Source organism: Bacillus toyonensis BCT-7112 (assembly GCF_000496285.1).
Taxonomy (GTDB): domain Bacteria; phylum Bacillota; class Bacilli; order Bacillales; family Bacillaceae_G; genus Bacillus_A; species Bacillus_A toyonensis.
The window spans coordinates 511286-537110 of record NC_022781.1 but is presented as its reverse complement, the minus strand read 5'-3'; the positions used below and the strand labels follow the sequence as shown (position 1 = coordinate 537110).

Sequence of the window (25825 nt, the reverse complement as noted above, 5' to 3'; positions counted from 1 at the left end):
TTAACGGTAAAAACGAAACACGGTATAAATCAATCATGTACGAAGCAATTCTACGTTTGTATGTAGGATTACTTCGTTTGTAAAGTTTAAAGCTGTTATTGTATTCCCTATGTTATTTTTAAATTTTTGTGGGAAACCTATCTGAAAAAGGATGGTGGCAAGAATGACAATTGATCGAGTATGTACAATAGGACCAGCAAGTAATAATAAAGAAACGTTAGTGCAGTTAATAAAGAATGGTATGAAAATTGTTCGGCTAAATTTATCACATGGCACGCATGAAAGTCATAAAGACATCATTCGTTTAGTGAAATCTTTAGATGATTCTATTAAAATTTTAGGTGATGTGCAAGGTCCTAAAATAAGATTAGGTGAAATGAAGGAAGATCAAATTACACTTAAGGCCGGGGATTCTTTTCTTTTACATACGCAACCAGTCATAGGGAGTAATACAGAAGCAAGTGTGGATTATGTAGGTATTGCGAATGATGTGAAAGTAGACAGTAGAATTTTGATTAATGATGGAGAGGTTGAATTAATTGTTGAAAAGGTAAGTAAGGAAAAAATAGAAACAAAGATCAAAACAGGTGGTAATATCTCATCTCATAAGGGGGTGAATTTACCAGGTGCGACAGTTAGTTTACCGGCTATTACAGAGAAAGATAAAAAAGACATTCAATTTCTTTTAGAAGAGGATGTTAATTTTATTGCGTGTTCTTTCGTACGAAAACCTAGTCATATAAAGGAAATACGAAATTTTATACAAGAGCATAAAGAAACGTCCCCAAGTTTAATTGCAAAAATAGAAACGATGGAAGCAATCGAGAATTTTCAAGATATATGTAAAGAAGCAGATGGAATTATGATTGCAAGGGGGGATTTAGGAGTGGAATTGCCGTATCAAATTATTCCGCTTTTACAAAAAATGATGATTCGTGAATGTAATCGAACGAATATATATGTTATTACAGCAACACAAATGCTTCAATCTATGGTAGATCATTCTATTCCTACAAGGGCAGAGGTCACCGATGTTTTTCAAGCTGTACTAGACGGGACGAATGCAGTGATGCTTTCTGCTGAAAGTGCATCAGGAGAGCATCCAATCGAAAGTGTGAGAACACTACGTCTCGTTTCGGAATTTGCGGAGCAAGTTAAAAAAGATGGTCCTTTTGCGATGAAAGATGTACTGGAATGGCTGCATAAGTCTCTTTAATACATGTAGCTTGGTAAGTGATGAATAAAAAAAGAGGGCGGATATGCATCCCCCTCGAGTTTTTAACGAATATTACTCTTGCTCTTCTTGCTCATCCAAAATCTTATCAAAAGCAGCCGATACTTTGTCAAACTCTTCGTCATTTTCGATGTATGAAAACTCATTATCTTCTTCTACTTTTAAAAAGAAGATATCAATGTCTTCCTCAGTTTCTGTTTGAATGTCTTCTACGAAGGCAACTGCAATATATTCTGCACCTTCGACATCCATCGCTCCAAGTACTTCTACTTCCTGATCCTCATTATTCTCATCACTAAGAGTAAACACTTCGCCAACTTCAATATCAGACATATTCATTCTCCTCCTGTTCGACTCTAAAAATAGAGCACTCAAACTGTATACATACTAACATATCTTTCCATGAAAAAACAAATTCATACGTAAGAAAACAACTGATTCTTCTTTAGTATGAGTATACAGCTATAAGGAGCATTATTTTTTGCGTGCTATGTTACTAAATCCATTCAACAATTATATCCGTAGTCTGTCTTGTTTTATCACGCTTTGGCTCTTCTTTACGGTAACCAAAGGCAACCATAACAGATACTTCAAAATTATCGTCTTTTACAATGCCTTCTTGACGAAGTAAAGAATCTACTTTCTCTTTATCAAATCCTTCTATTGGACAAGAGTCAATACCAATTTGAGCTGCACTCGTCATCATATTACCTAAAGCGATATAAGATTGTTTTGATGCCCAATCAAATACAGCACGGTCGGATTGTAATAAGTTAAAATCTGATTCCTGGAACTTTTTGAAGAATTCATATCTAATTTTTTGAGTGTCTTCAGGCAATCCAATAATATCGTTCATCATATATTTAATATAATCTGCATCATAATGCATATCTTTAATGTTTCTTGAAAGAACAATAACAAAGTGACTAGCTGTTGCAAGTTGCCCACCAGCACCCCATGAATATGGTTGTAGTTTTTCTCTTACTTCTTTATTTTGTACGATAACAAATTTCCAAGGTTCATATCCAAAAGAAGAAGGAGATAATCTGGCTGTTTCTAAAATGAAATTAAAATCCTCTTCTGAAATTTTTTGCATAGGATCGAACGCTTTACATGCATGTCTGAAATGAAAAGCCTCCATAATTTTTTCTTTTGTAATTTCTTTTATATTTGTCATAAAAGTTCCTCTTTTCATTAATTTATTTTGTAACCAAATTATATTTTTAAAGTAACATAGAAACAAGTACGCACATTTATGTGGTATAGTATCAAAAAAGATACTAATGTTAAGGGAAGGGATTTATTATGGATTGTTCAAACGAAAATAATATAAATTACCCATTTTTAAATAAATATTCTTGTCCAGTGGAAGCGATGGTTGAGGTCATTGGAGGGAAATGGAAAGGGGTTATTTTGTATCATTTATTAGATGGTACAAAGAGGTTTAATGAATTAAAAAGATTAAAACCTAATATCACACAAAGAATGTTAACACTGCAGCTTAGAGAACTTGAAGCAGATGGTATCATACATCGCGAAGTGTACCGCGAAGTACCTCCAAAAGTAGAATATTCGTTAACTGAGCTTGGTGAATCACTTCGTCCAATGATTCTATTAATGATGGAATGGGCAACTCATAATATGGAGAAAGTTTTGGAAAGTAGAAATACACAAAATAAAAGTTAAGAGTTGAAATGGATATAGGAGAGATATGTGAAATAGTTGTAGAAATAAAAGGTGTTTCCATATGTGGAAACACCTTTTATCCCGCATTAACGGGCAGTAAGACCCCCACCTCAAAATTCAGTGGAAGCAAAGAAGTTAGGTGGGGATCGGGCTGCCCGTAAAAGCCCGATTGGTGAAGGCTAATAATCAGTGGGGGATCAACAAACCCCCCACTGATTAAAGTTTCACTTTATTTCTATGTTTTTTACTTTTTAACTTCAACTGCTGAAGTTAAAAAGTCACTCAAGTTTGCAGTTTTACCATACCAATCAGCATGTCTAAAAACAACACCTTTTCCATATCCTTCAGTTGAAGTACGTTCCCATAGCGTTGTTGAATAGCTAGCAGTAGGAGCTGCTGTACGTACAGAAACAATTTGATTTTGCCAACTAGGAGACAAGTTTTTATAACCGCTACTTAGAGAAAAATACTCGCTACCTGTACGTTTATAGAAGTCTGTACTACCAGGTCCGCTCCCTCCAACACCAAGGGGAGTGATTGTATGATTCAACCTTTGTTTATCTTTTTCAATAAAAGACTCTAAACTTTCTTTGTTCGAAAATCCATAAGATAACCAGTCTCCATTTTGATTTTGTTTCGGTAGAACTAAAGTTATTTTTACGTCTTCCTTTGATGGAGCACCCAATTTGTGAAACGAATCTACAGCCTTTTCATCCACAGTTACATATTCGAAAGAGGCAATCGTATAATCCTTTTCGGTACTAGCTAATACTGATCCCAATCCGACAGTTAATGATGAAGCAGCTAACATTGCACCTACTACCAACTTTTTAAGCATGAATTCATCTCCTTTAAACTTAGATTTTTTTGTGTAACTAAAATGTATGTTAGTTTGAGTTTATTGTAAATATTTAGAATTTTATAAAAATAAATTGGAATATTCTTTCATTAATCCAAAGTAAGGAATTCGCTTTTCTATTAAAAAAGGATCTACTTAAAAAGTAAATCCTTTTTGGATATTAGCAATAAGGCTAGAGTGTGCTACTGATTTTGCTCTTTGCCGATTCACCTCAAAACTTTACTGAAGCAAAAGAGTTAGCGGGAGGCGTGCTACTTGTGAAAAAGACTTTGGTGTGTGCTAATATAGACAACACCATCGGTAATAAAAATTTCGATTTATCCTACTATGAGTTAAAAACTTCATTTTTAGTAGTGGAAGTAGCGTTTAATAAAAGGAAGATTGCTGCTATAATATGTAGAACGATTGCTATATAAGGAAAGAAGGCAACTAGAGTAACGATAATACCGATATAATGAGGATACGTATTCATGCCTTCTTTTTTAGCTAATAAAAAAGTAGTGATATGTAAAACAATCAATAGTAGTAAAGGTATCCCATATAGGTTAACAAGACTTGGAAATAAATAATAACAAGGAAGTAATAAAAGATGATAGATCCCTGTAGTCCATTTTAGTGCTTGGATGTAGGTTTTCAAAGTTAATCCTCCTAAAACAATCTATATCTATATATTACCAAAAATAATAGGTGATTGGATATTATATATTTGTAGTTTTGAGTGGATTATAATTATTTTATGTAAACTAATTATAGGTTATTTATAAAATAGAAAAACCACCCAAACGAGGGTGGTTTTTATTATAAATAATTACTTAAAGAAGCAAGAGGAACTTTCACCTCACTACCTTCTTTCATATTTCTTAGCATAACGGTTTCTGCACTAAGTTCCTCTTCACCAATAATAAGTACATAAGGGATGTTCTCTTTATTGGCATAATTAAGGGCGCGTTTTAGTTTGCGTCCTGCTAGTTCAAGTTCAATTTTCAATGAAGTAGTGGATCGTAATTGCTGGGCAATTTGCAAGCATTGTAATTCTGTCCCGAGTGGGATAATAAATAAGTCCGCTGTAGAGGATTTTGTTTCTTTTTGTGAGAGTGCTGTATAAATAACGTCTAAACCGAATGAAATACCGACTGTTGGATAGTTCATATTATCACCACGGAATGCTCCGATAATATTATCGTAACGACCACCACTACCGATGCTAGATGTAATCGAGCCATCTTTTAGAAAGATTTCATATACGGTACCTGTGTACATTGTGAGTCCTCGTGCTAAAAACGGATTGAATATAGCATTCTCGTTTATTCCAAGAGCAATTAAATATTGCTGTAATTGTTGTAATTCGTTTATTCCATCGGTAACGAGTTGATTATTGAAAGCTTCTTTAAAGTCAGCAATTGTAAGCTTTAGACAAGATAATACGGTATTACATATCGTATCAGCCATTTCTTCAGTAATTCCACGCCCCAATATATCTTTCCGTACACCATCAATCCCGATCTTTTCAATTTTGTCTAATGATAATATTACGTCACTCATTAATTCAGTAGGGATGTTAATCGCCTGAAGAATACCGTTTAATAATTTTCGGTTATTATATTGGATCGTTACTTCTAAGTTTAACGTTCGGAACAGTTCAAACGCCATGCTCATAAGTTCAGCTTCTGCCATGACAGACTCAACACCGACTATATCAACGTCGCATTGTATAAACTCACGAAATCTCCCTTGTTTAATCGGACCATCTCGAAATACTTTCCCAATTTCATACCGTTTAAAAGGTAGACGAATATTTGGATTCATCGCCACGACTTTTGCGAATGGAATTGTTAAATCGTAACGTAAAGCAAGCTCACGTTTTCCTTGATCTTGAAGTGTATATATTTCCTTTAAAATTTCATCACCACCGCCATACTTGTAAGACATAAGTTCATACATATTTAACGTAGGTGTCTCTAACGGTTTACAGCCATAACGTTCAAAAGTATCTTCACACGCTCTTTTAATTTTATTTCGCAGCACTTGCTCCTCTGGTAAATAGTCCTTTGTTCCTTTTACATTTTTCATTTCCACTGTAATCACTCCTTTTTTAAATTAAAAAAAGCTATGCGGGTATAAAAATACCCACATAGCTTTATGAACGCTTCGTGGGTAAACAGGAAAAGCCCTGTACCCACGAAGAAAAAATTTTCTTCGGATACACGGCGTTACGTATGATGATGAAGTTGGAAAGAAGTATTAAAATTTCGCATTACAAATCTCTCCTTAACATAAGTTTTTCCAAATTATATCAGATGATTTTTGAAATATCAATATTTTCAGTTTTGAAAAATGCGTGAAGTTATGTAGGAGAAATGGAAAAGGGTGTATAATAAAAGAAAACTTAATAATATGAAATAACCTTTTAAGGAGAAGCACATGAAAAAAGATAAAACGAATGCGATGCGAATATTAGATAAAGAAAAAATTGAATATTCGATGATGTCATATGATCCAGACGATGGGAAAATTGATGGCGTGTCAGTAGCCGAGAAAATTGGACGAGAAGTGAGAGAAGTATATAAAACGTTAGTCGCTCAAGGGAATAGTAAAAATTATCATGTGTTTATCATTCCGGTAGATGAGGAACTGAATTTAAAAGCAGCGGCAAAAGCAGTTGGTGAAAAGAAAATTGAAATGATTCCAGTAAAAGATATTACGAAAGTGTCAGGATACATTCGCGGTGGTTGTTCACCAGTCGGAATGAAGAAGTTATTTTCTACATGTATCGATGAAAGCGCCCGATTACTTGAAACGATCATTGTAAGTGGCGGAAAAATTGGTATACAAATTGAGCTGAAAGTGGAAGATTTGGCGAAAGTAACGAGAGCGCAGTTTGGTGAGATAACGAAGTAAATATACATAGGGGAAGAAGTTCTAAATATTATGGAACTTCTTTTTATTTTAGATAGATGTTTCTTAACGGTTGTTGTAGGATAATCTAATTAAGTATACGGATTATGTTTTTCGTGGTATAAAACATCAAAAAAAAGATTTTTTCAGTATAAAACATTTTAAAGGCGAACATTTTTAGGGTGAAATAAAATAATGTTCATATTTATATTGCGTCTACACTAATAGTTTGTTATATTATCCATATAATAATTTTGAATAACATCACTCGTATATACTCGGTAATATGGTCCGAGCGTTTCTACCTAGTTCCCAATGAAAGAACTGGACTACGGGTTAAAGTATTCGGTCGGTTTGTGTATGGAGCCGCTACCGTTCTATAATGTAGCATTGACCTCGTCTTTTGCTTCATTAACTTTGACTACCGTAGTTCTAGAAAGTAGAGATTCTTCTACAATTTCTAGAACTTTTTTGTTTGGACCAAAAGTATCGAGTATAGAAAACAACAAGAGAAAGAGGAGATTATTTATGAAGAAGAATACGTTGAAAAAATGTGCTGCCCTAGTAACTACTGCTGCATTGTCACTCTCGATACTTGCGGGATGTAATGCGAGTCCGAAACAAGTTGAGGCAAAAACCAATCAAAAACCAATCTTAATTCAAGGGCCAATGCCGATAGAAGCTGAAAGTTTTGCGAAAAGGTTGAAAAATGTGGAAGAAGAAAAATCTGGAACATTTGTATTTTATAAAGGAACTGTCGACAATTATCCTGTAATCGTTGCGAAAACAGGTAAAGGAATGGAAAATACAGCAGCTGCTACAGCAGTGGCTATTGAAAAATATAAGCCTATAGCGATTATTAACCAAGGAACATCGGGTGGCCATGATCCTAATTTAAACGTATTTGATATTGTGTTAGGAAAACAAGTTGCAAATATAGGTACATTAAAAACCACAAATATGGATGAGAATCAAGGGATTGAGCCAACAAAATGGATATCTATGGATTTAATGGCTTCTGAAGGAAGTGCAGGAGAAGATCCAAATGCTGAGAAAATCCGATACTACGAGGGAGATAAGGATTTACTTGCAGCAGCTAATGCAGTGAAAGATACATATACAAAAGGTAAAGTGGTTGAGGGTACGATAGGTTCAGCAGACGTTTGGAATAATGAAGTTGATAGAATTAAGTGGTTCCATACAAAATACGGTACATCTGTAGAAGAAATGGAAGGCGCTGCTGCAGCGCAAATCGCAAAAGCTTATGACGTACCATTTTTAGGAATTAGAGTATTATCTAACAATAAAACAAACGGCGGAAAATACAATCCAAATACAGCAGCGGCAAATCAAGAATATGTATATGAAGTAGTTAAAAAGTATATAGCTTCGATGCCAAATAAATAGAAGTAGTTGTATGCTCAACATAAATGTCAATTAGCTCCAAAAGTTTCCGAGACAGATAGATTTACCTTAGGAATGATAGTTGAAAAAGAAAAGCTTGTTTCTTATTGAAAAATATAAGAAATGAGCTTTTTTATTTAGAAAAAATTGAGTAATTAGTTTATAGCGTTAATATATAACATTGAATATCGTAATAATATAATGGAGGTGAATGTAAAATGGCTTTTACTACAGGTCCTATTGAAAACTTGGGAAATCAACCTGCTAATGCAAATAGAGTTAGGGTGAAAATCCTTAACCGTACTGCTGGCCCGCTTACTGGAGTAGCTAGAGTTTTTAGACTTGACGGTTCAATAGTATTAATTGAACAGGTGAATTTCAATGTGAATTCTAATGCTTCTACTATTGAAACTCTAAGTTTAGTTCATCCTGCTTTTGGACAAGCATTAGAATATGAAGTTCAAATTGTTCCTAATCAACCTGGTGGACTATATAGTGTTTATGGAATAACAGCTGAAAGTGTTATCATTACTGCACAACGTGTTGTCAATGCAGAATTAACACAGTTTCTTTAATAAAAATAGATTGGTGCCTACATGGTATCCAATCTATTTTTGTACTTATTTTTCAGAGAAAGAAGAGTTTTACACAAAAAATAAAGACAGTTATGGAAAAAGGAAGAGCCGAGCTATCATCTCGATTTGTACGATTGCTGTCCTAGACTCTATCTGTTTTATTGCACGGTTTTTTTTGAAAAATTTATTAAATATGCATAATTGCATAAAAAAATTGAAATTTATAAGTTAACATTAAACTACTTTTTAATTGTAAAGAATAGTTTAATAATCTTTACTAGGGAAGGATATTCCTTGTGAAAAGTGAATTTGTTTGAAAAGTAGATAAACCAAAAGTATGGAAATGATACAGACTGAATAGGGTTTTGTATTAAATAAAAAGAGAAGGGGAATGGAGTTTTAAACGTTTTCGTAGTTTTAGGGAGGACATTTTTAGTAAATGACTTCAAATTATATTTTAAAGGGGAAATGGGTATATGAAGTTTCGAAATACAAAGCTTGCTATGGTTACACTATCTTCATTCTTTATTTTAGGTTCTGCATCTCTATCATTCACAGATACTATACATGGTGAAGTAGCTTCTGTATCACCACAAGAGATGACTGTAAAAAGCTATGACGATACATATTATAATAATGCAATAGGAAAAACGGGTTTGGAACTAAAGAAGGAACTTCATAATATTATTGATGATCATACAAAGTTATCATACAGTGCGGTTTGGGAAGCGCTAAGAGATACGGATGAAGATCCAAATAATAAAAACAATGTAATACTCTTATATACTGGGCGTTCGCAAGGGAAACTTACGAATGGTTCAGGAGTTAATAACTGGAACCGAGAGCATGTTTGGGCAAAATCTCATGGTGATTTTGGAACGGCTGCAGGACCTGGAACAGATCTGCATCATTTAAGAGCGACGGATGTATCTGTAAATAGTTCACGTGGAAATCTGGATTTTGATAATGGTGGTGTGAATCATTTGGAAGCGACAGAATGTAAATATGATAGTGATTCTTGGGAACCTCGTGATAGCGTAAAAGGAGACATCGCTAGAATGCTGTTTTACATGGCTGTTCGTTACGAAGGGGATAGCGGTGAAATAGATTTGGAACTAAATGAAAAGGTGAATAACAATAAAGATCCGTACATGGGGAAACTCTCTGTATTACTAAAATGGAATGAACAAGATCCGGTCGATGATTTAGAGCGAAAGCGTAATGAAATAATTTTTACAAAATATCAACATAATCGCAATCCTTTTATTGATCATCCGGAATGGGTAAATAAAATTTGGAACTAAGATTTGTAAAGGTATTATATTTTGTAAGAAGGGATTGATCATAATGATCAATCCCTTCTTACATCTATACTAGAATCAATAATTTTCATAGGATTGGAGAGGAAAATAGAATAGATGTTTTTGTATCATTAAGTTAAGTATATTGTAAACCTTTTAGTACGGTCCCCACTCAATATTCACTCCAATAATAAGAAAAATAAGTCCAATGATAAACCAAATGAATGCAAGTGGAGCCATAAATCGAATCCATTTTCCGTAAGAAATGCCGCTAGCTGCGAGAACGCCCATTAAAACACCGGAAGTTGGATTTAAGCAGTTCACTACACCTTCGCCGAGCATAACAGCTTGTACTGTAACTTGGCGTGTAATGTGCATGAAATCAGCTAATGGAGCTAATATCGGAATGAAAATAACAGATTCTCCTGTCCCAGATGAAATGAGGAAATGTAATGCGGCACTACTTACATACATACCGATAACGCCAAATACAGGGCTATGTCCTTCGAGAGACTGTGCGAGTTGATTAACAATTGTATCAAGTAATTTGCCTTGTTCTAGAATGACTGAAATAGAGCGAGCCATTCCGACGATCAAAGCACCGTATATGAGATTTTGGCAGCCTGCTAGAAAAGTAGAAGCGATATCGTTCGCTTTCATACCGCCTATTATTCCTGCTGTAATTGCGATGAAAATAAAAGTAGCGGTCATTTCTGCATCTGTCCAATGTAGTCGAAAAGCCCCTATTAAAAATACAATTAATGATAAAGCTGAGACGAGTAAAATTAATTTGTGACGTATTGTCCAAGGAACTTCAGTTTTCTCTATTTCTCTCTCTCTTGAAAGAGCATTACTTGGAAACCAGTTATCGCCGAGTATGCTTCCTTTATTCGATTTTTTTTAACGTTTTATATACCAATTAATATACAAAATGGTAGCAATTAAAAAAGAGATATAGATTGCTGTACGTAACCCAATCCCTGAAAACATCGGAAGTTCTGCGATTTTTTGTGAAATGCCTAAAGGTGAGGGAGATAATATAGTAGCATTAAAACCAGCATAAGTGCCTAAATAAATAATTGCTACGCCAACGATAGCGTCCCATTTCAATGTGCGTGCAACGATGATGCCGATGGGGATAAAGCCGATAACTGAGTTAACGATAATGCCAGTCGTTCCGAGAAGAGAAAAGAGTGCGGCGACAATACAAATGAAAAGTAATTGCTGATTCCGAAATTTGTTAATCACATGATAGATTAAACCGTCAAGAGCACCTGTTTTTTCAAGAATGGCAATGGCTCCACCTGTAAATAAAATTAAGAAGATGATAGGAGCAGCAAGTGTCATTCCTTTTTCAATAGCGGTAAAAAAAGAAACAAACCCTACTGGCGATTGTGGAACAGAATGATAACTTCCTGGTATTGTCGTTGTAACAGTCCCGTTTGTTACTCTTTTAAATTCTCCAGCAGGAACGAAATAAGTAGCTATTGCACAAAGTAAGGCAATAAAAAATAGTAGTACGTACGCGTCAGGCATTTTAAACTTTCGTTTACTAGGTTGTTTTTTTACCTCAGTTTGTAATTGCATAAAATCCCTCCTTTTTCACTTGGTTTATTTTTAATATTCTGAAATTTATCTGTGAAATAGATTATAATAAAGGTGGCTTCTTAAGGCAATAGTTTTTCTGTCCTTTCCTGCACATACAAATTATTGCAACATTAGACAGGGAAACGAAAATAATCCAAGAATATGTTAAATAGAAAGTAAAAGGAAAAGAGGGAAAAAGATGTGGAAAACTACGGATCTATGTGATGAGTTTGAAAAGGAGTTACAAATATGTCGCCAGTCTTTTCGATCTTTTGGGAAGAAAGAACAATTCCACGGGAAAATTGCAACGGTGAAAGTGAAGGATGATAATGTACTAGTGAAGGAAGGATTACAAACATTACCGGAAGGAACGGTATTAGTTGTTGATGGTGGAGCGTCTACGAATTGTGCGTTACTCGGTGATAATTTGGCAGCTATTGCAGAGGAAAGAAAGCTGGCAGGAATTATTGTAAATGGATATGTTCGTGATTCTAGTGAACTAAAGAATATTAATATTGGTATTTTAGCGTTAGGGACGATGCCAAATAGAAGTGTAAAAGAAGGGAAAGGAGAACGAAATATTTCATTGCAATTTGGACAAGTAGAATGGAAGCCAAATGATTATGTTTATGTGGATGAAGATGGCGTCATTATTAGTGAAAAAAGTTTGCGTCGTTAAAGGTTAGTAAGTTACTATTCTTAGAAAATAAATCCGATAAAGCATGGACAAAATTCTTTGTCAATAGTAAAATAATACAGAAATTTAAAATTAACAGAATGTATAGGTTTATCGTTTTACGATAACTTAAATGGAAGTAAGTCGTGCCTAAAAAAGTGAATGTTATCACAATGATACGTTCATGAACAAAATTATTTTTCCTATACAAATATAGCGGCGAATGATGCGGGTAGGAGGTGTTGCACAGTTTGTTCGACACTTACAAAAAAAGAGTGTCAATTGCACGCCCTTGAAGGGTCTTTTTTTGTGTGAATAGTAGTAAGGGAGGAAATTTTGGGATGGCAATGTTGAAAAAATGGCTGCTTACGTCGTTAATGGCAGTTATACTTGTATTTGTTTCTTTTGCGAATACAGTACATATTACGTTTGCTGAAGGAAATACAGCAAAACTTGCAATTGTTGGTGAATCACAAAATGGCATTATGTTATGTCCGAAAGAAGAGCAAATTAAAGATGGGGAAACAGCTTTAAGTTTGCTGCAAAAAGTCATGGGGGACAAAGTAGAAGCTGAAACGATGTCGTTTGGAACGTATGTAAAAGGCATTGATGGGCTAATGGCCGGGGCTACAAGTGGCTGGCTGTATGATGTAAATGATAAATCTGCAGAAGTTGGAGCGGATAGTTATAAATTAAAATCTGGAGATGTTGTTGTTTTCCGTTTTGTTTCAGACTGGAGCAATATGAGTCAAGAAACATTACAACAAACATTAGATAAATTTGGTACTTGTAAAACGGTAGAAGAACCAAAAACAGATGATCCAAAACAAGAAAAACCAGAAGAACCAAAGACGGATGATCCAAAACAAGAGAAACCAGAAGAACCAAAGACGGATGATCCAAAACAAGAGAAACCAGAAGAGCCAAAAACAGATGATCCAAAACAGGAAAATCCAGATGGAACAAAAACACCAGAACAACCAAAGCAAGAGAACATTCAAGTTCCAGCAGCGCAAGTAAACGAAGCAATTTCTAAAACGTCTGAAAAGATGTTACAAGATGGAATAGAGAGTGATTGGGTAGCTCTAGGGCTTTCTCGTTCTGGAAAGAATGTACCAATTGAGGCGCAATTAAATTATGTTAAGGCAGTAACAGAAAAAGTGGAAAAGCGTATAAATCGTTTTTCAGCAACAGATTTAGCTAGAACGATTATTATGATGAATGCAATGAGTGCAGACCCTAAAAAGGTAGGCGGACATAACTTAGTTCAAAAATTGTATGAATCTGATAAAGTAAATTCTGTTACAGGTTATACATTTGCGTTACTTGCCTTTGATACGAATAAATATGAAATTCCAGTCGAAGCAAAGTGGAATCGAGTTGCTTTAGTAGATGCAATTTTAAACACGCAACATACAGATGGTGGCTGGACTTATACTAGTTCAGGTAGTAAAGATAGTGCTAGTAGCGTCGATGTAACAGGTATGGTTTTATCCGCGTTAGCACCTTATCAAGATCGATCAGATGTGAAACCAGCTGTACAAAAAGCTGTTGCGTATTTATATAACGAACAGCTAAAAAATGGTGGTTTTTCTGCTGATGGACAAGAGAATTCTAATAGTACTGCGCAAGCAATTATTGGATTATCACTTGTTAAAGATGTAGATCAAAATCGTCTTCATAAGGCAGTGCAAAGTCTGCTGTCATATCAACTTCCAAATGGTGAATTTAAATGGTTACCAAGTGATCAAAATGGTAACGGAATGGCTACAGAGCAAGCTCTTTTAGCGTTAGTTCAATTTAAAGAAATCGGAAAGTCTATTTATGACTGGTCTAATGTAGGCGATGATGAAGTAATTAAGCCGAAACCGATTGAAGAGCCAGAAAATAAGGTAATAGAAAAAGAAATTACTGAAGAACCGAAAGAACAAAAACAAATACAACAAGAAACAAAAGATGAAGATGTAAAAGTTGTTGTAGATAATAAACCAGTTAAAAATGAAAACATGCTACCGAAAACAGGAGCATCTTCTCATAGTACAGCTACAGAAGTAGGTATGGGTGTATTATGTATTGCTTCTGCATATGTATTATGGAGACGTAAAGCAGCTTAACAAAAATTAGGAGCAATGATTTGCTCCTAATTTTTATATGAAAGGTGAGAGAGAACATGAGTAAGATGAAGTGGTTCATTTCTTTAATGCTTTCACTCGGGCTACTTGCCGGATGTGAAGAGGCGGCTGTAAAGCCTGAGAAGAAAGTAGAGCCAAAGCAAGAAGAGGTAGCAAAACAAGAAGAACCGAAAGAAGAAGTGAAACCGGAAGAGAAACAAGCTGAGCCGGAACAGAAACAACAAGAAGAGAAACAAGAACAAAAAGTAGCAGAGCAGCCGAAAGAGGAAAAGCCGCAGGAACAACCTGAAGTAAAGAAAGAAGAGAAACCTCAGGAGCAATCTGCTACTAAACAACCAGAACAACAAAAAGCACAAGAAGAGAAACAACAGCAACCGAAAGCACAGGAAGTAAAAGAAGAAGCAAAGGTTGTCAATCAGCCGAAAGAAACACCAAAGCAGGAGCAAAAGGTAGATCCGAATAAAGAGAATAAAACGATACCGACTCCGCCCGTACCAACTCCTGTACCACCAAAACCAGATCCAGTACCGGTACCTAAACCACAAGCAAAACAAGTTACTATCTCCGTAAAAGGACATGAAGGGTACTTATTAGGTGCGAAAAAGGTTGATGTACAAGAAGGTGATACTGTTTATAAAGTGTTGCAGCGTACAGGATTAGATGTTGATGCAAGTGGATCAAAAGATAGTATTTATGTAAAAGGTATTAATGATTTATATGAAAAAGATATTGCCGATACTAGTGGATGGAAATATCGTGTGAATGGTGCATTTCCGAACCGTAGTGCTGGTGTAGTTACAGTAAAACCAGGAGATACAATTGAGTGGGTATATGTATTAAAATAAGAAAGGCATTCGGTAAAGGACTATGAAAATAAGTTTTTCTTCTTTACATCCTTTTGTGAATTTTTTCTATTATATTGGGGTGATGATACTATGTATGATGTGTCTTCATCCTCTTTTTTTAATTGGAGCAATTTTATTAATCGTTATTTTAAATGTGATACAAGGGAATAGCGAAAAGATAAGAAAGATGTTACCGAGCACAATCGTATTCTTTTTTATGGTAATTTTATTTAATTCGTTATTAACGCATAGAGGTCGAACTACGTTATTTTGGTTAGGTGATAGCCGTATTAAGCTGGAGGCAATTATGTTTGGACTAGTAATGGGGTTATTACTAGTTGCGATTATGTTTACGTTTGCTTCGTATAATGATATTATTTCAAGTCATAAATTTTTATATTTGTTTTCGAGAATTTCACCGAAAGTTGCATTGTTAACGATGATTACAGTGAGGTTTGTGCCTTTGTTTATTAGACGATTACAGAAAATAACACTCGTCCAAAAGACAAAAGGTGTGCAGGTAGATTCAGGTTCAATTGTTGAACGAGTGAAAAATGGCATGCAGTTACTGCAAGTATTATTAATTTGCTCGTTAGAAGATGCACTTCAAACGGCAGATTCTATGCAAGCTCGTGGATTTGGTGTAACGAAACGTACGACGTATATTCGGTATAGAATGGAAAAACGTGATTGGTATACGCTCAGTTATTTAATGATTTTATTTATAACTGCTATCATATGTAGTAAGTATGGCGGAGGAAAATTGATCATTTATCCGAAAGTCGAATTTATTCTATTCCACCAATACGATGGAATGATGTTTGTAGCATTTACGCTGTTTATTAGTTTACCAATCATAATGGAAGGAAGGGAATGGATATGGTGGCGCATGCAGAAATAAACAATTTATCATTTGTATATGCTGATGAAAATGAAAAAGCGTTACAGCATATTTCTCTTTCTATTCAAAAAGGAGAGTTTATAGCGCTAGCTGGAGGATCCGGATCTGGGAAGACGACATTATTAAAACATTTTAAAAAGGAGTTACTTCCAATTGGCACGCGTTCGGGAGAGATGTTTTATGAAGATGTATTATTAGAGGAAGTACCTGACTTATTATCTGCCCAAGAAATTGGGATGGTATTTCAAAACCCAGAAAATCAGCTTGTAATGGATACAGTGATTCAAGAATTAGCATTTTCTTTAGAAAATATCGGATTACCATCACATATTATTCAAAAACGAATAGCCGAGCTCATTAGCTTCTTAGGATTTCAAGATTTATTGCATCAATCTGTTCATACGTTATCTGGTGGGCAAAAACAACTTGTCAATTTAGCTGCGGTATTAGTTATGCAGCCGAAACTATTATTATTAGATGAACCAACGGCGCAATTAGATCCAATTGCTGCGAAAGAGTTTTTAGGATTGTTAAAACGTATTAATGAAGAACTTGGAATTACGATTATTTTAAGTGAACATCGTTTAGATGAAGTGATACCACTTGCAACACGCGTTGTTTGTATGGATAACGGCCGAATTGTTTATGATGGTAGTCCTAAAACAGTTATAGCGAAAATGTGGAAAGTAGAAAACTTCCGTCCATTTATTCCGCAAATTCCAAGGTTGTTTTTAGAATGGAATGCGAGAGATATTCCGTTTACAGTGCGAGAAGCACAAATGAAAATGAATGACTTTTCAGCGATATCATATGTGAATGAGCAGATGGTACAACGTGAAAAACAAGAAGTAATGTTAAGTGCAGAACATATTTCTTTTCAATATGAAAAAAATAGTCCGCTTATTTTACGAGATTTAACAGTTGCGATTGAAAAAGGAAAATGGGTAGCGCTCGTTGGGAAAAATGGTACTGGGAAGTCTACACTGTTAACGATTTTAGCAGGATTGCAAAAAGCGAGAAGAGGGAAAGTAAAGTGGCATGGTAAAGTGATACATAAAATTGATTCGAAAGAACGATTTAAAAGGATCGGGTATGTATCACAGCATCCGTATTATCATTTTACATTTGATACAGTGTGGCAAGAAGTTTATGAACGTGCTCGTGAATTATATGGAGAACAAGGAAAAGAAATAGCAAAAGATATGTTGAAACAGTTTTGGTTACATTCGCTTAAAGAGCGCCATCCACATGATTGTAGCGGGGGAGAGCAACAACTACTTGCATTATGTACAACGTTATTATCAAAACCAACGCTATTACTACTTGATGAACCGACAAAAGGGTTAGACCCATGGAAGAAAGAAAGAGTAGGGGAGCTATTTAGGAAATTACAAAAAGAAGGTACAACCATTGTAATGGCAACGCATGATATTGAGTTCGCAGCGAAATATGTTGATCAGTGCATGATGTTATTTGATGGAACAGTCATTATGAATGATGCACCGAAAGAATTTTTTAGCGGTAACTTCTTTTATACAACATCTATTAATCGATTCATTCGAAAAGAATTGCCATATGCATTAACGTGGGAGGATGTGTACGAAGCGTGTCCAAACGATATATTGCATTCATAATATGTATTTTTGCGTTTATAATAGGCACATTACTCTTTACTACACTCCTCATGGACGGCTATTACATGGTAAGTAGTTTGTTTTTATTAGCTGTTATTATGTTACCTTTCTATATCCGTTTTGAAAGGAAGGCGTTTGTTTCACGTGAAATTGTTCTCGTTGCCGTGTTAGCAGCAATTGCTGCGGTTAGCCGCGTACCATTTTCTATTTTACCAAGTGTACAACCAACTTCCTTTGTCATTATCGTTTCTGCAATCGTGTTTGGGAGTGAAACTGGTTTTATGATCGGGGCAACAGCCGCTATCGTATCGAACATTTTTTTAGGACAAGGTCCGTGGACACCGTGGCAAATGTTTTCGTGGGGTATGATTGGTTTTATAGCTGGACTATTACGTAATACATTTTTCATGAAAAAGCTATGGGGAAGACTCCTATACGGATTAATTGTTGGATTTTTATTTGGTTGGATTATGAACTTCTGGGGACTTCTCGGTTTTATACGAGAAGCAACGTGGGAAACCGTCATTGCGTACTATGTCGCGAGTTTTTACTTTGACTTAAGTCATGCGATTTCAAATGTTATTTTCCTACTACTATTTAGTACTTCGTGGATTACGATTCTCACAAGGTTTAAAAAGAAATACGGTATATTAGATGAGCATAACATGACATAGAAAAGCATACTTATATAAGGTAGGGTCGCGACTTACATATTCGTTTGCCTCTTTCATGCTTCTTACATATTGTAAGAAGCATTTTTTATTGTCAAAAAATAGATCCAATATACATCCGTTATTATATAAAATTATTTGTATAATAGTAGGTGAGAACTTCTTTCAAGAGGGAGGTGTATAGTTAATGAAGTTAGTTATTCCGAAGCAACATGGTGCATGGGCCATGCTTGTTATCCCATTTCTATTAAGTGTCATACTTGGGAAACCTACTTTTTATCATATTCCATTGTTTTTAGCTTGGTTCTTTATCTATTTAGCTACGTATCCATTTCTCATGTACATAAAACAAAAACGAAAAAAAGAGTTTTTACATGCAGCAATTGTATATTTTATTATTGCGTTCGTATTTGGGATGATTTCTCTATTATATGAATGGCGAGTTCTTTTATTCGTAGCAGCAATGATTCCATTATTTATAGTAAATATGTATTACGCTCGTCAAAAGAATGAAAGAGCACTGCTAAATGACATTTGCGCAATTATCGTTTTCTGTATAGGTGGTTTAGTTAGTTATTATTTTTCAATGAAACTCATAGATAAAACAGCTTTATTTATTGCGATTATTTCATTTTTATATTTTTTAGGAAGTACGTTTTATGTGAAGACAATGATTCGTGAAAAAAATAATCCGAAGTATCGTATTATATCATGGGGTTATCATATCGTATTAACGATAATTATATTTGTTACCAATCCATGGTGCTCTCTTATTTTTATACCAAGTGTCATTCGGGCAATTATGTTGTATGGCAAAAAAATTTCTATCATAAAAGTAGGGATTTTAGAAATTGTTAATTCTGTATATTTTTTAATCATAACGGCAATAATTATGAAGTATGCCATTTGAAAAAACTTCCCACCTTATGATGGGAAGTTTTTTTCAATCTTGTTCTAAAATGTGAACCGTGTAATCGCAGCGTTGAATAGCTTGTTCGATCGCATAAAGAGATTGCTCAATACGAGCACGATTAAAATCTTTTTCGACAGTCTGTAATGCTTCTTCTAAACAATGTTTTGCTTCTTGTAATGATTGAAAAGAATCTTGTACATATCCGCGAGCATTTTCGTGCATTTCATAATCCTCCTTGCATATTCATATATGTATAGTATGAACAGGAAGAAAGAAAATATAATTTGTTGTATTTGTTTGACAATTGAAATGAAATTACGTATAGTAAGATTTAAGTGAATATTTTCTTATCCAGAGAGGTGGAGGGACTCGCCCGATGAAACCCAGCAACCGCGATGCAGGTGCTAATTCCAGCAGAACATATTTGTTCTGGGAGATAAGACGAAGATATATACGTAACTTCTTCTTATCGGAGAGGTTTTTTTGTTGCAAAAAAACCGATTACGAAAATTTATATTAAGAAGAAAGGGGTTGCGGATTACTGTGACACTCGAAAAATACGTAAAACTGCGTAGTACAGTTTATGAATAATAGAAGTAAAGTGAACGCAACGATAATAGCTGCGATAAAATACATATTATGATAACTTGATTTCGCTGCGACGATACCTAAAATGAAAGAACCAAAGCCAATACCACTATCAAAGAATGAGAAGTACGTAGCTGTCGCAGAACCACGTCGATGATTTGGCGCCGCAGAAATTGCAATCGTTTGGAAACTTGGAATTAATGTTCCATAACCTAAACCGATTAATACACCTGCGCTTAGGAACCAAAATGGAGTTTGCGCTTGACTTAATGCGAACATCCCAATTGTGAAAATAATAATAGCTGGATAAACAAGTACGTTTTCGCCGTAGCGGTCAAAAATCTTTCCTGTAAATGGACGAGAAATTACAACAACAAGTGCGTATACAATGAAGAAATAACTTGCAATATCGGCTAAACCGAGCTCTTTCGCATATATAGGAATAAAGGATAAAATACCACTATAAGAAAAGGCTAAAACAAATCCTGTCAGAGCGATTGGAATAGAAGATGGTTCAATTAAATCTTTCCACTTCATTTTTTCTCGTTTTTGTTTTTTCACTGGTGCTTCATGTGGAATATTTACAAGTAATCCTAATAAAAATGCAAGTAATGAAAATACGGAACAAACGATAAATAGTACAGTAAACGAAAAATGAGAAATAATTGTTAAACCTAAAAAAGGACCAATTACCATCGGCAGACTCATAAATACGCCGAAATAAGCAAGTGCTTCGCCTCGTCTATGAGCTGGCGCAACATCAGTTACAATCGTACCAGTTGCTGTCGTCGCCATCCCAAAGCCAATACCATGTAAGAAGCGAAGGGCAAGTAATAAAAATAAACTTTGCGCACCGAAATACATAACAGTAGCGGCTAAAAATAATGAAAGTGAAATAAATAATATTTTCTTTCTTCCTAAGTCATCGAGCCATTTTCCTGTAAATGGTCTACATAAAACAGAAGAAATAAGAAAAACAGTTGCAACTAAACCAATTTCCTCAGGTTTTCCTTTTAGGCCGTCTATTACATAGACAGGTAAAGTAGTCATAAGCATATAGAATGTTAAAAAGAGAAATAGACTACTAAAACAAGTTCCGAGGAAATCCTTCGTCCAAAGTTTTTCACTTTGCATCGTCATCCCTCCAATTTAATCTAAGTTTTTAATAATTTGTTGTAACACTTGAAATGCTTGATGTAAGTCATCTTCGTTAATACCATCTAGCGTCTTTTCTTCGAAAGTATCCACTTCTTCTTGCCATACTGGAATCATTTTTATAGCTGTTTCGGATAAAGAAATAAGCTTCTCACGGCGATCTTTTCCTTCTGTACGAATAATCCAGCCCATCGTTTCTATACGTGTTAACGTACGAGTCATCGTTGGTGATTCAACATTTAAATATTGGCATAATTCTGTTTGTGTACAAGAACCGGTTTGATTAATACGAAAAATAACAGCCCACTGCGCACTAAATAACCCAGTTGGAGATACGCGTTCATTAAATTTCTTCGTAAACTTTCGAGAAGTCTGGCTGACGATGTGAAAAAAATGTTGTTTTTCGTCCATATATTTTGATCCTTTCAAATTAGTTACCTAGCTAACTATATCTTTTTTTATTATAGTTGTCTAGTAATAGGCATGTTGTTTTATGTAAAAATTTCGCATAGGTTTTATGTTGAGAACATATATTCTGTGTGTTATTCTTTAATTATATAAAGAATTTTCTTTCTATTAAAAAGAATGGGGGAACTTGTGATGATTAAGCCTGCAACAATGGAGTTTGTTTCACTATCGAATGGAGAAACGATTGCGTATCAGGAAGTTGGAAGGCGAAATACAGAAACTCTCGTACTCATTCACGGGAACATGACATCGTCACAACACTTTGATTTAGTTATCGAAAAGCTGCAAAATCAATACCATATTTACGCTCTTGATTTAAGAGGATTTGGACAATCGACGTATAATAAGTCGATAGATTCATTACAAGACTTCGCAGAAGATGTAAAATTATTTATCGATCAATTAAAGCTAGAGAAGTTTTCGTTAATGGGATGGTCAATGGGCGGTGGTGTTGCGATGCAATTTACAGCGAGTCACCCAACTTTTGTAGAAAAGTTAATTTTAGTAGAATCAGTAGGGATGAAAGGCTATCCAATCTTTAAAAAAGATATTAACGGGGAACCGATCGTATCAAGTTTAGTAAAGACGAAAGAAGAAATCGCGCAAGATCCCGTACAAATCGCTCCAGTACTAGATGCGATAAAAAATATGAATAAATTATATTATCGTACAGTGTGGAATCTATTAATATATACACACAATCAACCGGAACCGGATCGTTATGAGAAGTATTTAGATGATATGTTAACGCAGCGTAATTTCGTAGATGTGAATTATGCGCTCATCACATTTAATATTTCGGATGAACATAATGGTGTGGTAGAGGGAAATAAACAAATTCATCGTATTAAAACTCCTACACTCGTCATACAAGGTGACAGGGATTACGTCGTACCGCAAGTAGTCGGTGAGGAATTAGCAAAACATTTGCCAAATGCAAAGTTGCAGGTGTTAGAAGATTGCGGGCACTCACCGTTTATTGATTGTTTAGATGTATTTATAAATCATGTAGAGAATTGGTTAGAACAGAAATAGTCCCCGAAAGCAAAAGTATTGCATATACTATAACATTTGTAGGTAAAAGGGGAGATTACTAGTGCATCAACCGTTTTTAATTGCGCATTCGCCATATAATCATCACTTATATGCAAAAATAATGATAAGCCCGATGTATTTGCAAGTTTCACCAGCTGTAGTTCCTTTACAAATACAGCAGCCACCAATCGCTCATTCACATCCGTACTTATATGGCCCTTCATTTTATGAAAATCCATATTTTAAACATTTTCATTACAATGTGAAAGCACAAGTTTGGGAAGGATAAGAAGCTAAAAGGCTCATTCTTTTAGCTTCTTTTTATTGTTAATATTCGTACACGCATTTGAAGAAACCGTTTATAATGAAAAGTGGAAAGCGTGAGAAGGAGAGGGAACAGGATGTCGATGCGTTTTACTTTTTGGATTATGGTTGGGATTGTGGCAATCTCAGGTTTATCACAGGGGATGCTCTTACCTGCCATTGCAATGATTTTTGAACAAGAAGGGATTAGTTCAAGTATTAATGGTATTCATGCGACGGCATTATACATTGGGATATTAGTTATTTCACCGTTTCTTGAAAAACCGATGCAAAAGTTTGGAATGAAGCCAATTATCGTCATTGGTGGGTTTTTTGTCATTATTTCATTATTCTTTTTTACACAAACATTTTCGTTTTGGGTATGGTTTATCCTTAGATTTCTAGTTGGAGTCGGAGATCATATGCTTCATGTTGGAACGCAAACATGGATTACGACAACATCGGATCCGAGTAAAATAGGTAGACAAGTATCGATATACGGTGTATTTTTCGGAATTGGTTTTGCCGTCGGTCCGTATTTAGCAAGCACTGTTCAGTACGGTCTTGCAACACCATTTATCATATCTACTATACTTTGTTTAATAGGTTGGCTTTTACTACTCCCAACGAAAAATGCATTCCCAGCACAAGATGAAAGAGAAGTGAAGAGTGAATCATCATTTTCTCGTTATAAACAAGTTGTTGGATTAGGGTGGATTGCATTACTGGGACCACTTGCATACGGTGTGCTTGAAGCAATGTTAAATAGTAACTTACCAGTATACGCACTTCGTAAAGGTTGGTCTGTATCGGAAGTTTCCTTCTTATTGCCAGCGTTTGCAGTTGGGGGCATTATTACACAAATTCCTCTCGGTATATTAAGTGATAAATACGGAAGGGACCGTATATTAACGTGGACGTTCAGCATAGGTACGAGCATTTTTCTACTTGCGGCCGTATTTGATCAATATTACTGGATAGTCTTTGCCTGCATGCTGTTAGCTGGTATGGTCATTGGATCTTGCTTCTCTTTAGGACTTGGATTTATGACAGATTTATTACCGAGACACTTACTACCAGCAGGTAATATATTATCTGGAATCGCCTTTAGTTTAGGAAGTATTATGGGGCCTGTATTAGGAGGCGTGTTTATAGAAAAAATACAGTATACAAGCTTTTTTATTGCGGTTATGCTTATAATAGGGATTCTCGCAATGGTATATATGATCTACATGAAGAATCAATTCGCATCAAGAAAAATAGAAAGTAGGTTAGGGCATGACAAAACAACCTAATAAAAAGAAATTTGAAGTACTCGAAAACGAAGCAATTACAGACTGCTTAGCTCGCATGGAACAAGAAGGATACGCCCCGTCTCGTCGTATGGAAGAGCCAATTTTTCATGAAGTGAAGAAAGACGGAAAAACGGTAGTTGAACCGTGTGGTAGAAAAATTGTTTTTGAGGGAAAATTGAAGTAATACAAATAGAACATTTTCTTTATAGTATAAGGCCATCCAATTCGTTCGAGTTGGATGGCTTTTTTTTACGACTGGTCAATGGAGGAAAAGGGATTTTAGGAGGGGGATAGAATGAAATTGGCAAATCGAAAACGGTAGCGCGGGTGCTGATACCCGCACTACCATTTTAGCTACAAAGGTGCTACTCATTTGTGAACTAGCATGCTTTTCGGTGTATGCTATTTGTTCGTATTAGCTAAATACATGAGCATGTGGAATTTTTCGTCTATTACATGATAATCGAAATAAGGTCCTGGATCTGTACAGTAACCGATATTTTCACTTTGCGTAATTTGAAATCCATTGACTGATAAATTTTTTTCTAAGTATTTGGGATACAAAATATGCTCGTTGGAATTTGGATATAAGCCTGAAATGTTTTTCAAGGATTTGGCCGAGCTATCATAATACGAGTATCCGCCGACAATTGTTGAACTGTTATGTAAATAGTTTTTTAGAACGTGAATGGGGAATTGCGGATTGAGCAATGAAAAATCAGTTACTGAAAAACTATCGACAAAAACATCGATGCTAAGCGGTTTCAATGGCAAATTTAAATCGGAATTCAAAATATAAAGGACGCGTGGCTTCGGATTCATACGCTCAATTCTGTTTCGAACCTTCTTGAGCATCTCAAGTGAATAGCCACTGAATACAAAGGATGCGCTCGTTTCAAGAACATCGATATATTTAGGTAGTGACACGAAAGCGTCAACGTTTGTTTCCACAATTAATTTGTTTTTCAAATCTATATTTTGTAGAACTTTTTGAAATTGAAAATTAATTTTTTCAAATAAGTTAATCATTTTGGGATTAATCTCTTTAATCGTTTCTTTATCGTAAAAATAAGATGGATAAGGAGACGTCTCATACAAGTTCGCGGTAATGATAATACCTTCCTCGATAGCTGCTTCGTATCCACAGGTACAAGTTAAACTTCCCGTGTGAATGTAAACTTTTTTAATCGTTACATCTTTCATTTCAAGGGGAATTTGGCATTTCGGACAATAGAGCAGATTTACAAAGTCAAGCGGGATTCCTGTAATATTCTCTTCTTTGGATGAAGGCGAACTGGTTTGAACCGCTTTTTCAATCAATTGGATAGCTTTTGATATGTCTTCTTTTTTTTGAATCAGTTCGTTCTTTTTATCAGTGAGCAAGTTGTTGTAGTAGTCGATATCCTCATGGTCCGAGAAGCTTGTAACACGCCGATACGATAAAATTCGTTGGATTTCTAACAATGAAAAATGAAATTTTTTCAACTCGGTAATAAAAGCCATGTCGTCGAAACACAATTGGTTCATTTGATACTGGGTGTTTTTTTTGTCTGGTATTAATAATCCAAGTTCAATGTAATAACGAACGGTATCAGTCGTAACATGAAAAAGTTTTGCAAATGCACCAATTTTCATAGATGTGTCCCTCCGATGAAAAAAGTGGAGTTA

At 35.2% G+C, this 25825-nt stretch carries 26 protein-coding genes, 1 pseudogene and 2 riboswitches; of the genes and pseudogenes, 17 read left to right on the top strand and 10 right to left on the bottom strand.

Annotation, left to right across the window (positions count from 1 at the left end; translation table 11 throughout):
- Positions 1–163: 163 nt before the first annotated feature.
- Positions 164–1216 (top strand): pyruvate kinase, encoded by a 1053-nt coding sequence (locus tag BTOYO_RS02740; RefSeq protein WP_000151137.1) that lies wholly within the window; start codon positions 164–166, stop codon positions 1214–1216.
- Positions 1217–1288: 72 nt separating this feature from the next.
- Here BTOYO_RS02740 and BTOYO_RS02735 read toward each other — a convergent pair whose 3' ends face one another.
- Positions 1289–1573, bottom strand: a complete 285-nt coding sequence (locus BTOYO_RS02735) for a DUF1292 domain-containing protein (protein WP_002039126.1) — start codon at positions 1571–1573, stop codon at positions 1289–1291.
- Positions 1574–1730: 157 nt separating this feature from the next.
- Positions 1731–2429: an NAD(P)H-dependent oxidoreductase gene (locus BTOYO_RS02730; protein ID WP_002039128.1), complete on the bottom strand. Its 699-nt coding sequence runs from the start codon at positions 2427–2429 to the stop codon at positions 1731–1733.
- 110 nt (positions 2430–2539) lie between these two features.
- Between BTOYO_RS02730 and BTOYO_RS02725 the strand changes: the two genes are divergently transcribed.
- Positions 2540–2920: a winged helix-turn-helix transcriptional regulator gene (locus tag BTOYO_RS02725; RefSeq protein ID WP_000340657.1), complete on the top strand. Its 381-nt coding sequence runs from the start codon at positions 2540–2542 to the stop codon at positions 2918–2920.
- A gap of 244 nt (positions 2921–3164) precedes the next feature.
- Here BTOYO_RS02725 and BTOYO_RS02720 read toward each other — a convergent pair whose 3' ends face one another.
- The 3 genes from BTOYO_RS02720 to BTOYO_RS02710 form a co-directional block, all read right to left on the bottom strand.
- On the bottom strand, positions 3165–3758 hold the full coding sequence (locus tag BTOYO_RS02720; RefSeq protein ID WP_000914493.1) for a hypothetical protein: 594 nt from the start codon (positions 3756–3758) through the stop codon (positions 3165–3167).
- Positions 3759–4104: 346 nt separating this feature from the next.
- Positions 4105–4416 (bottom strand): hypothetical protein, encoded by a 312-nt coding sequence (locus BTOYO_RS02715; RefSeq protein ID WP_000860715.1) that lies wholly within the window; start codon positions 4414–4416, stop codon positions 4105–4107.
- A 161-nt stretch (positions 4417–4577) separates the two neighbouring features.
- Positions 4578–5855, bottom strand: a complete 1278-nt coding sequence (locus BTOYO_RS02710) for a histidine--tRNA ligase (protein WP_000425321.1) — start codon at positions 5853–5855, stop codon at positions 4578–4580.
- Positions 5856–6200: 345 nt separating this feature from the next.
- Between BTOYO_RS02710 and ybaK the strand changes: the two genes are divergently transcribed.
- From ybaK to BTOYO_RS02690, 4 genes are all read left to right on the top strand, one after another.
- On the top strand, positions 6201–6677 hold the full coding sequence (ybaK, locus tag BTOYO_RS02705) for a Cys-tRNA(Pro) deacylase (protein ID WP_000710868.1): 477 nt from the start codon (positions 6201–6203) through the stop codon (positions 6675–6677).
- Between the two features lie 245 nt (positions 6678–6922).
- Positions 6923–7026, top strand: a riboswitch (purine riboswitch).
- Between the two features lie 176 nt (positions 7027–7202).
- On the top strand, positions 7203–8081 hold the full coding sequence (locus BTOYO_RS02700) for a 5'-methylthioadenosine/S-adenosylhomocysteine nucleosidase (RefSeq protein ID WP_000742445.1): 879 nt from the start codon (positions 7203–7205) through the stop codon (positions 8079–8081).
- Between the two features lie 215 nt (positions 8082–8296).
- Complete coding sequence (locus tag BTOYO_RS02695) at positions 8297–8653, top strand: hypothetical protein (protein WP_000896124.1); 357 nt, start codon at positions 8297–8299, stop codon at positions 8651–8653.
- Between the two features lie 476 nt (positions 8654–9129).
- Entirely contained in the window at positions 9130–9957 is an 828-nt protein-coding gene (locus tag BTOYO_RS02690; RefSeq protein WP_002039134.1) for an endonuclease I family protein, read from the top strand.
- 153 nt (positions 9958–10110) lie between these two features.
- Here BTOYO_RS02690 and BTOYO_RS02685 read toward each other — a convergent pair.
- Positions 10111–11541 (bottom strand): annotated as a pseudogene (locus BTOYO_RS02685) (YfcC family protein).
- A gap of 199 nt (positions 11542–11740) precedes the next feature.
- Between BTOYO_RS02685 and rraA the strand changes: the two are divergent.
- The 7 genes from rraA (at position 11741) to BTOYO_RS02650 (ending at position 19310) form a co-directional block, all read left to right on the top strand.
- The gene (rraA, locus tag BTOYO_RS02680) at positions 11741–12220 is read left to right on the top strand and encodes a ribonuclease E activity regulator RraA (RefSeq protein WP_000266041.1); all 480 of its coding nucleotides are present in this window, start codon (positions 11741–11743) and stop codon (positions 12218–12220) included.
- Positions 12221–12558: 338 nt separating this feature from the next.
- Positions 12559–14331 carry a DUF4430 domain-containing protein gene (locus BTOYO_RS02675; RefSeq protein WP_001241040.1) on the top strand — a complete coding sequence of 591 codons (1773 nt, stop codon included), beginning with the start codon at positions 12559–12561 and terminating at the stop codon, positions 14329–14331.
- Positions 14332–14387: 56 nt separating this feature from the next.
- Positions 14388–15194, top strand: a complete 807-nt coding sequence (locus BTOYO_RS02670; protein ID WP_000041445.1) for a DUF4430 domain-containing protein — start codon at positions 14388–14390, stop codon at positions 15192–15194.
- Positions 15195–15216: 22 nt separating this feature from the next.
- Positions 15217–16095 (top strand): energy-coupling factor transporter transmembrane component T, encoded by an 879-nt coding sequence (locus BTOYO_RS02665; RefSeq protein WP_002093566.1) that lies wholly within the window; start codon positions 15217–15219, stop codon positions 16093–16095.
- Complete coding sequence (locus BTOYO_RS02660) at positions 16068–17729, top strand: ABC transporter ATP-binding protein (protein ID WP_002093567.1); 1662 nt, start codon at positions 16068–16070, stop codon at positions 17727–17729. The genes BTOYO_RS02665 and BTOYO_RS02660 overlap by 28 nt, the downstream gene beginning before the upstream one ends.
- Complete coding sequence (locus BTOYO_RS02655; RefSeq protein WP_002093568.1) at positions 17702–18403, top strand: ECF transporter S component; 702 nt, start codon at positions 17702–17704, stop codon at positions 18401–18403. The genes BTOYO_RS02660 and BTOYO_RS02655 overlap by 28 nt, the downstream gene beginning before the upstream one ends.
- A gap of 184 nt (positions 18404–18587) precedes the next feature.
- On the top strand, positions 18588–19310 hold the full coding sequence (locus BTOYO_RS02650) for a YwiC-like family protein (RefSeq protein ID WP_000779960.1): 723 nt from the start codon (positions 18588–18590) through the stop codon (positions 19308–19310).
- Positions 19311–19343: 33 nt separating this feature from the next.
- Here BTOYO_RS02650 and BTOYO_RS02645 read toward each other — a convergent pair whose 3' ends face one another.
- The 3 genes from BTOYO_RS02645 to BTOYO_RS02635 all read right to left on the bottom strand — a co-directional run bounded on the left by BTOYO_RS02645 (position 19344) and on the right by BTOYO_RS02635 (position 21467).
- Positions 19344–19535: a hypothetical protein gene (locus BTOYO_RS02645; protein ID WP_000545000.1), complete on the bottom strand. Its 192-nt coding sequence runs from the start codon at positions 19533–19535 to the stop codon at positions 19344–19346.
- 122 nt (positions 19536–19657) lie between these two features.
- A riboswitch (SAM riboswitch) is annotated at positions 19658–19756 on the top strand.
- A 73-nt stretch (positions 19757–19829) separates the two neighbouring features.
- Positions 19830–21035, bottom strand: coding sequence for an MFS transporter (locus tag BTOYO_RS02640; protein WP_023440987.1), 1206 nt, complete (start codon positions 21033–21035; stop codon positions 19830–19832).
- Positions 21036–21050: 15 nt separating this feature from the next.
- Positions 21051–21467 (bottom strand): MarR family winged helix-turn-helix transcriptional regulator, encoded by a 417-nt coding sequence (locus tag BTOYO_RS02635; RefSeq protein WP_000343671.1) that lies wholly within the window; start codon positions 21465–21467, stop codon positions 21051–21053.
- Positions 21468–21656: 189 nt separating this feature from the next.
- On the opposite strand from BTOYO_RS02635, the gene phaZ reads away from it, so the two are divergent.
- The 4 genes from phaZ to BTOYO_RS02615 all read left to right on the top strand — a co-directional run bounded on the left by phaZ (position 21657) and on the right by BTOYO_RS02615 (position 24341).
- Positions 21657–22559, top strand: a complete 903-nt coding sequence (gene phaZ, locus BTOYO_RS02630) for an intracellular short-chain-length polyhydroxyalkanoate depolymerase (RefSeq protein ID WP_000594891.1) — start codon at positions 21657–21659, stop codon at positions 22557–22559.
- 61 nt (positions 22560–22620) lie between these two features.
- Entirely contained in the window at positions 22621–22848 is a 228-nt protein-coding gene (locus BTOYO_RS02625; RefSeq protein WP_000554163.1) for a hypothetical protein, read from the top strand.
- Positions 22849–22960: 112 nt separating this feature from the next.
- Positions 22961–24157 (top strand): MFS transporter, encoded by a 1197-nt coding sequence (locus tag BTOYO_RS02620; RefSeq protein WP_000062775.1) that lies wholly within the window; start codon positions 22961–22963, stop codon positions 24155–24157.
- Positions 24141–24341 carry an NETI motif-containing protein gene (locus BTOYO_RS02615; protein WP_000166300.1) on the top strand — a complete coding sequence of 67 codons (201 nt, stop codon included), beginning with the start codon at positions 24141–24143 and terminating at the stop codon, positions 24339–24341. Before BTOYO_RS02620 ends, BTOYO_RS02615 begins: the two co-directional genes overlap by 17 nt.
- Before the next feature lie 218 nt (positions 24342–24559).
- Here BTOYO_RS02615 and BTOYO_RS02610 read toward each other — a convergent pair whose 3' ends face one another.
- Positions 24560–25792, bottom strand: a complete 1233-nt coding sequence (locus tag BTOYO_RS02610; protein ID WP_000689567.1) for a MerR family transcriptional regulator — start codon at positions 25790–25792, stop codon at positions 24560–24562.
- Between the last annotated feature and the right edge of the window lie 33 nt (positions 25793–25825).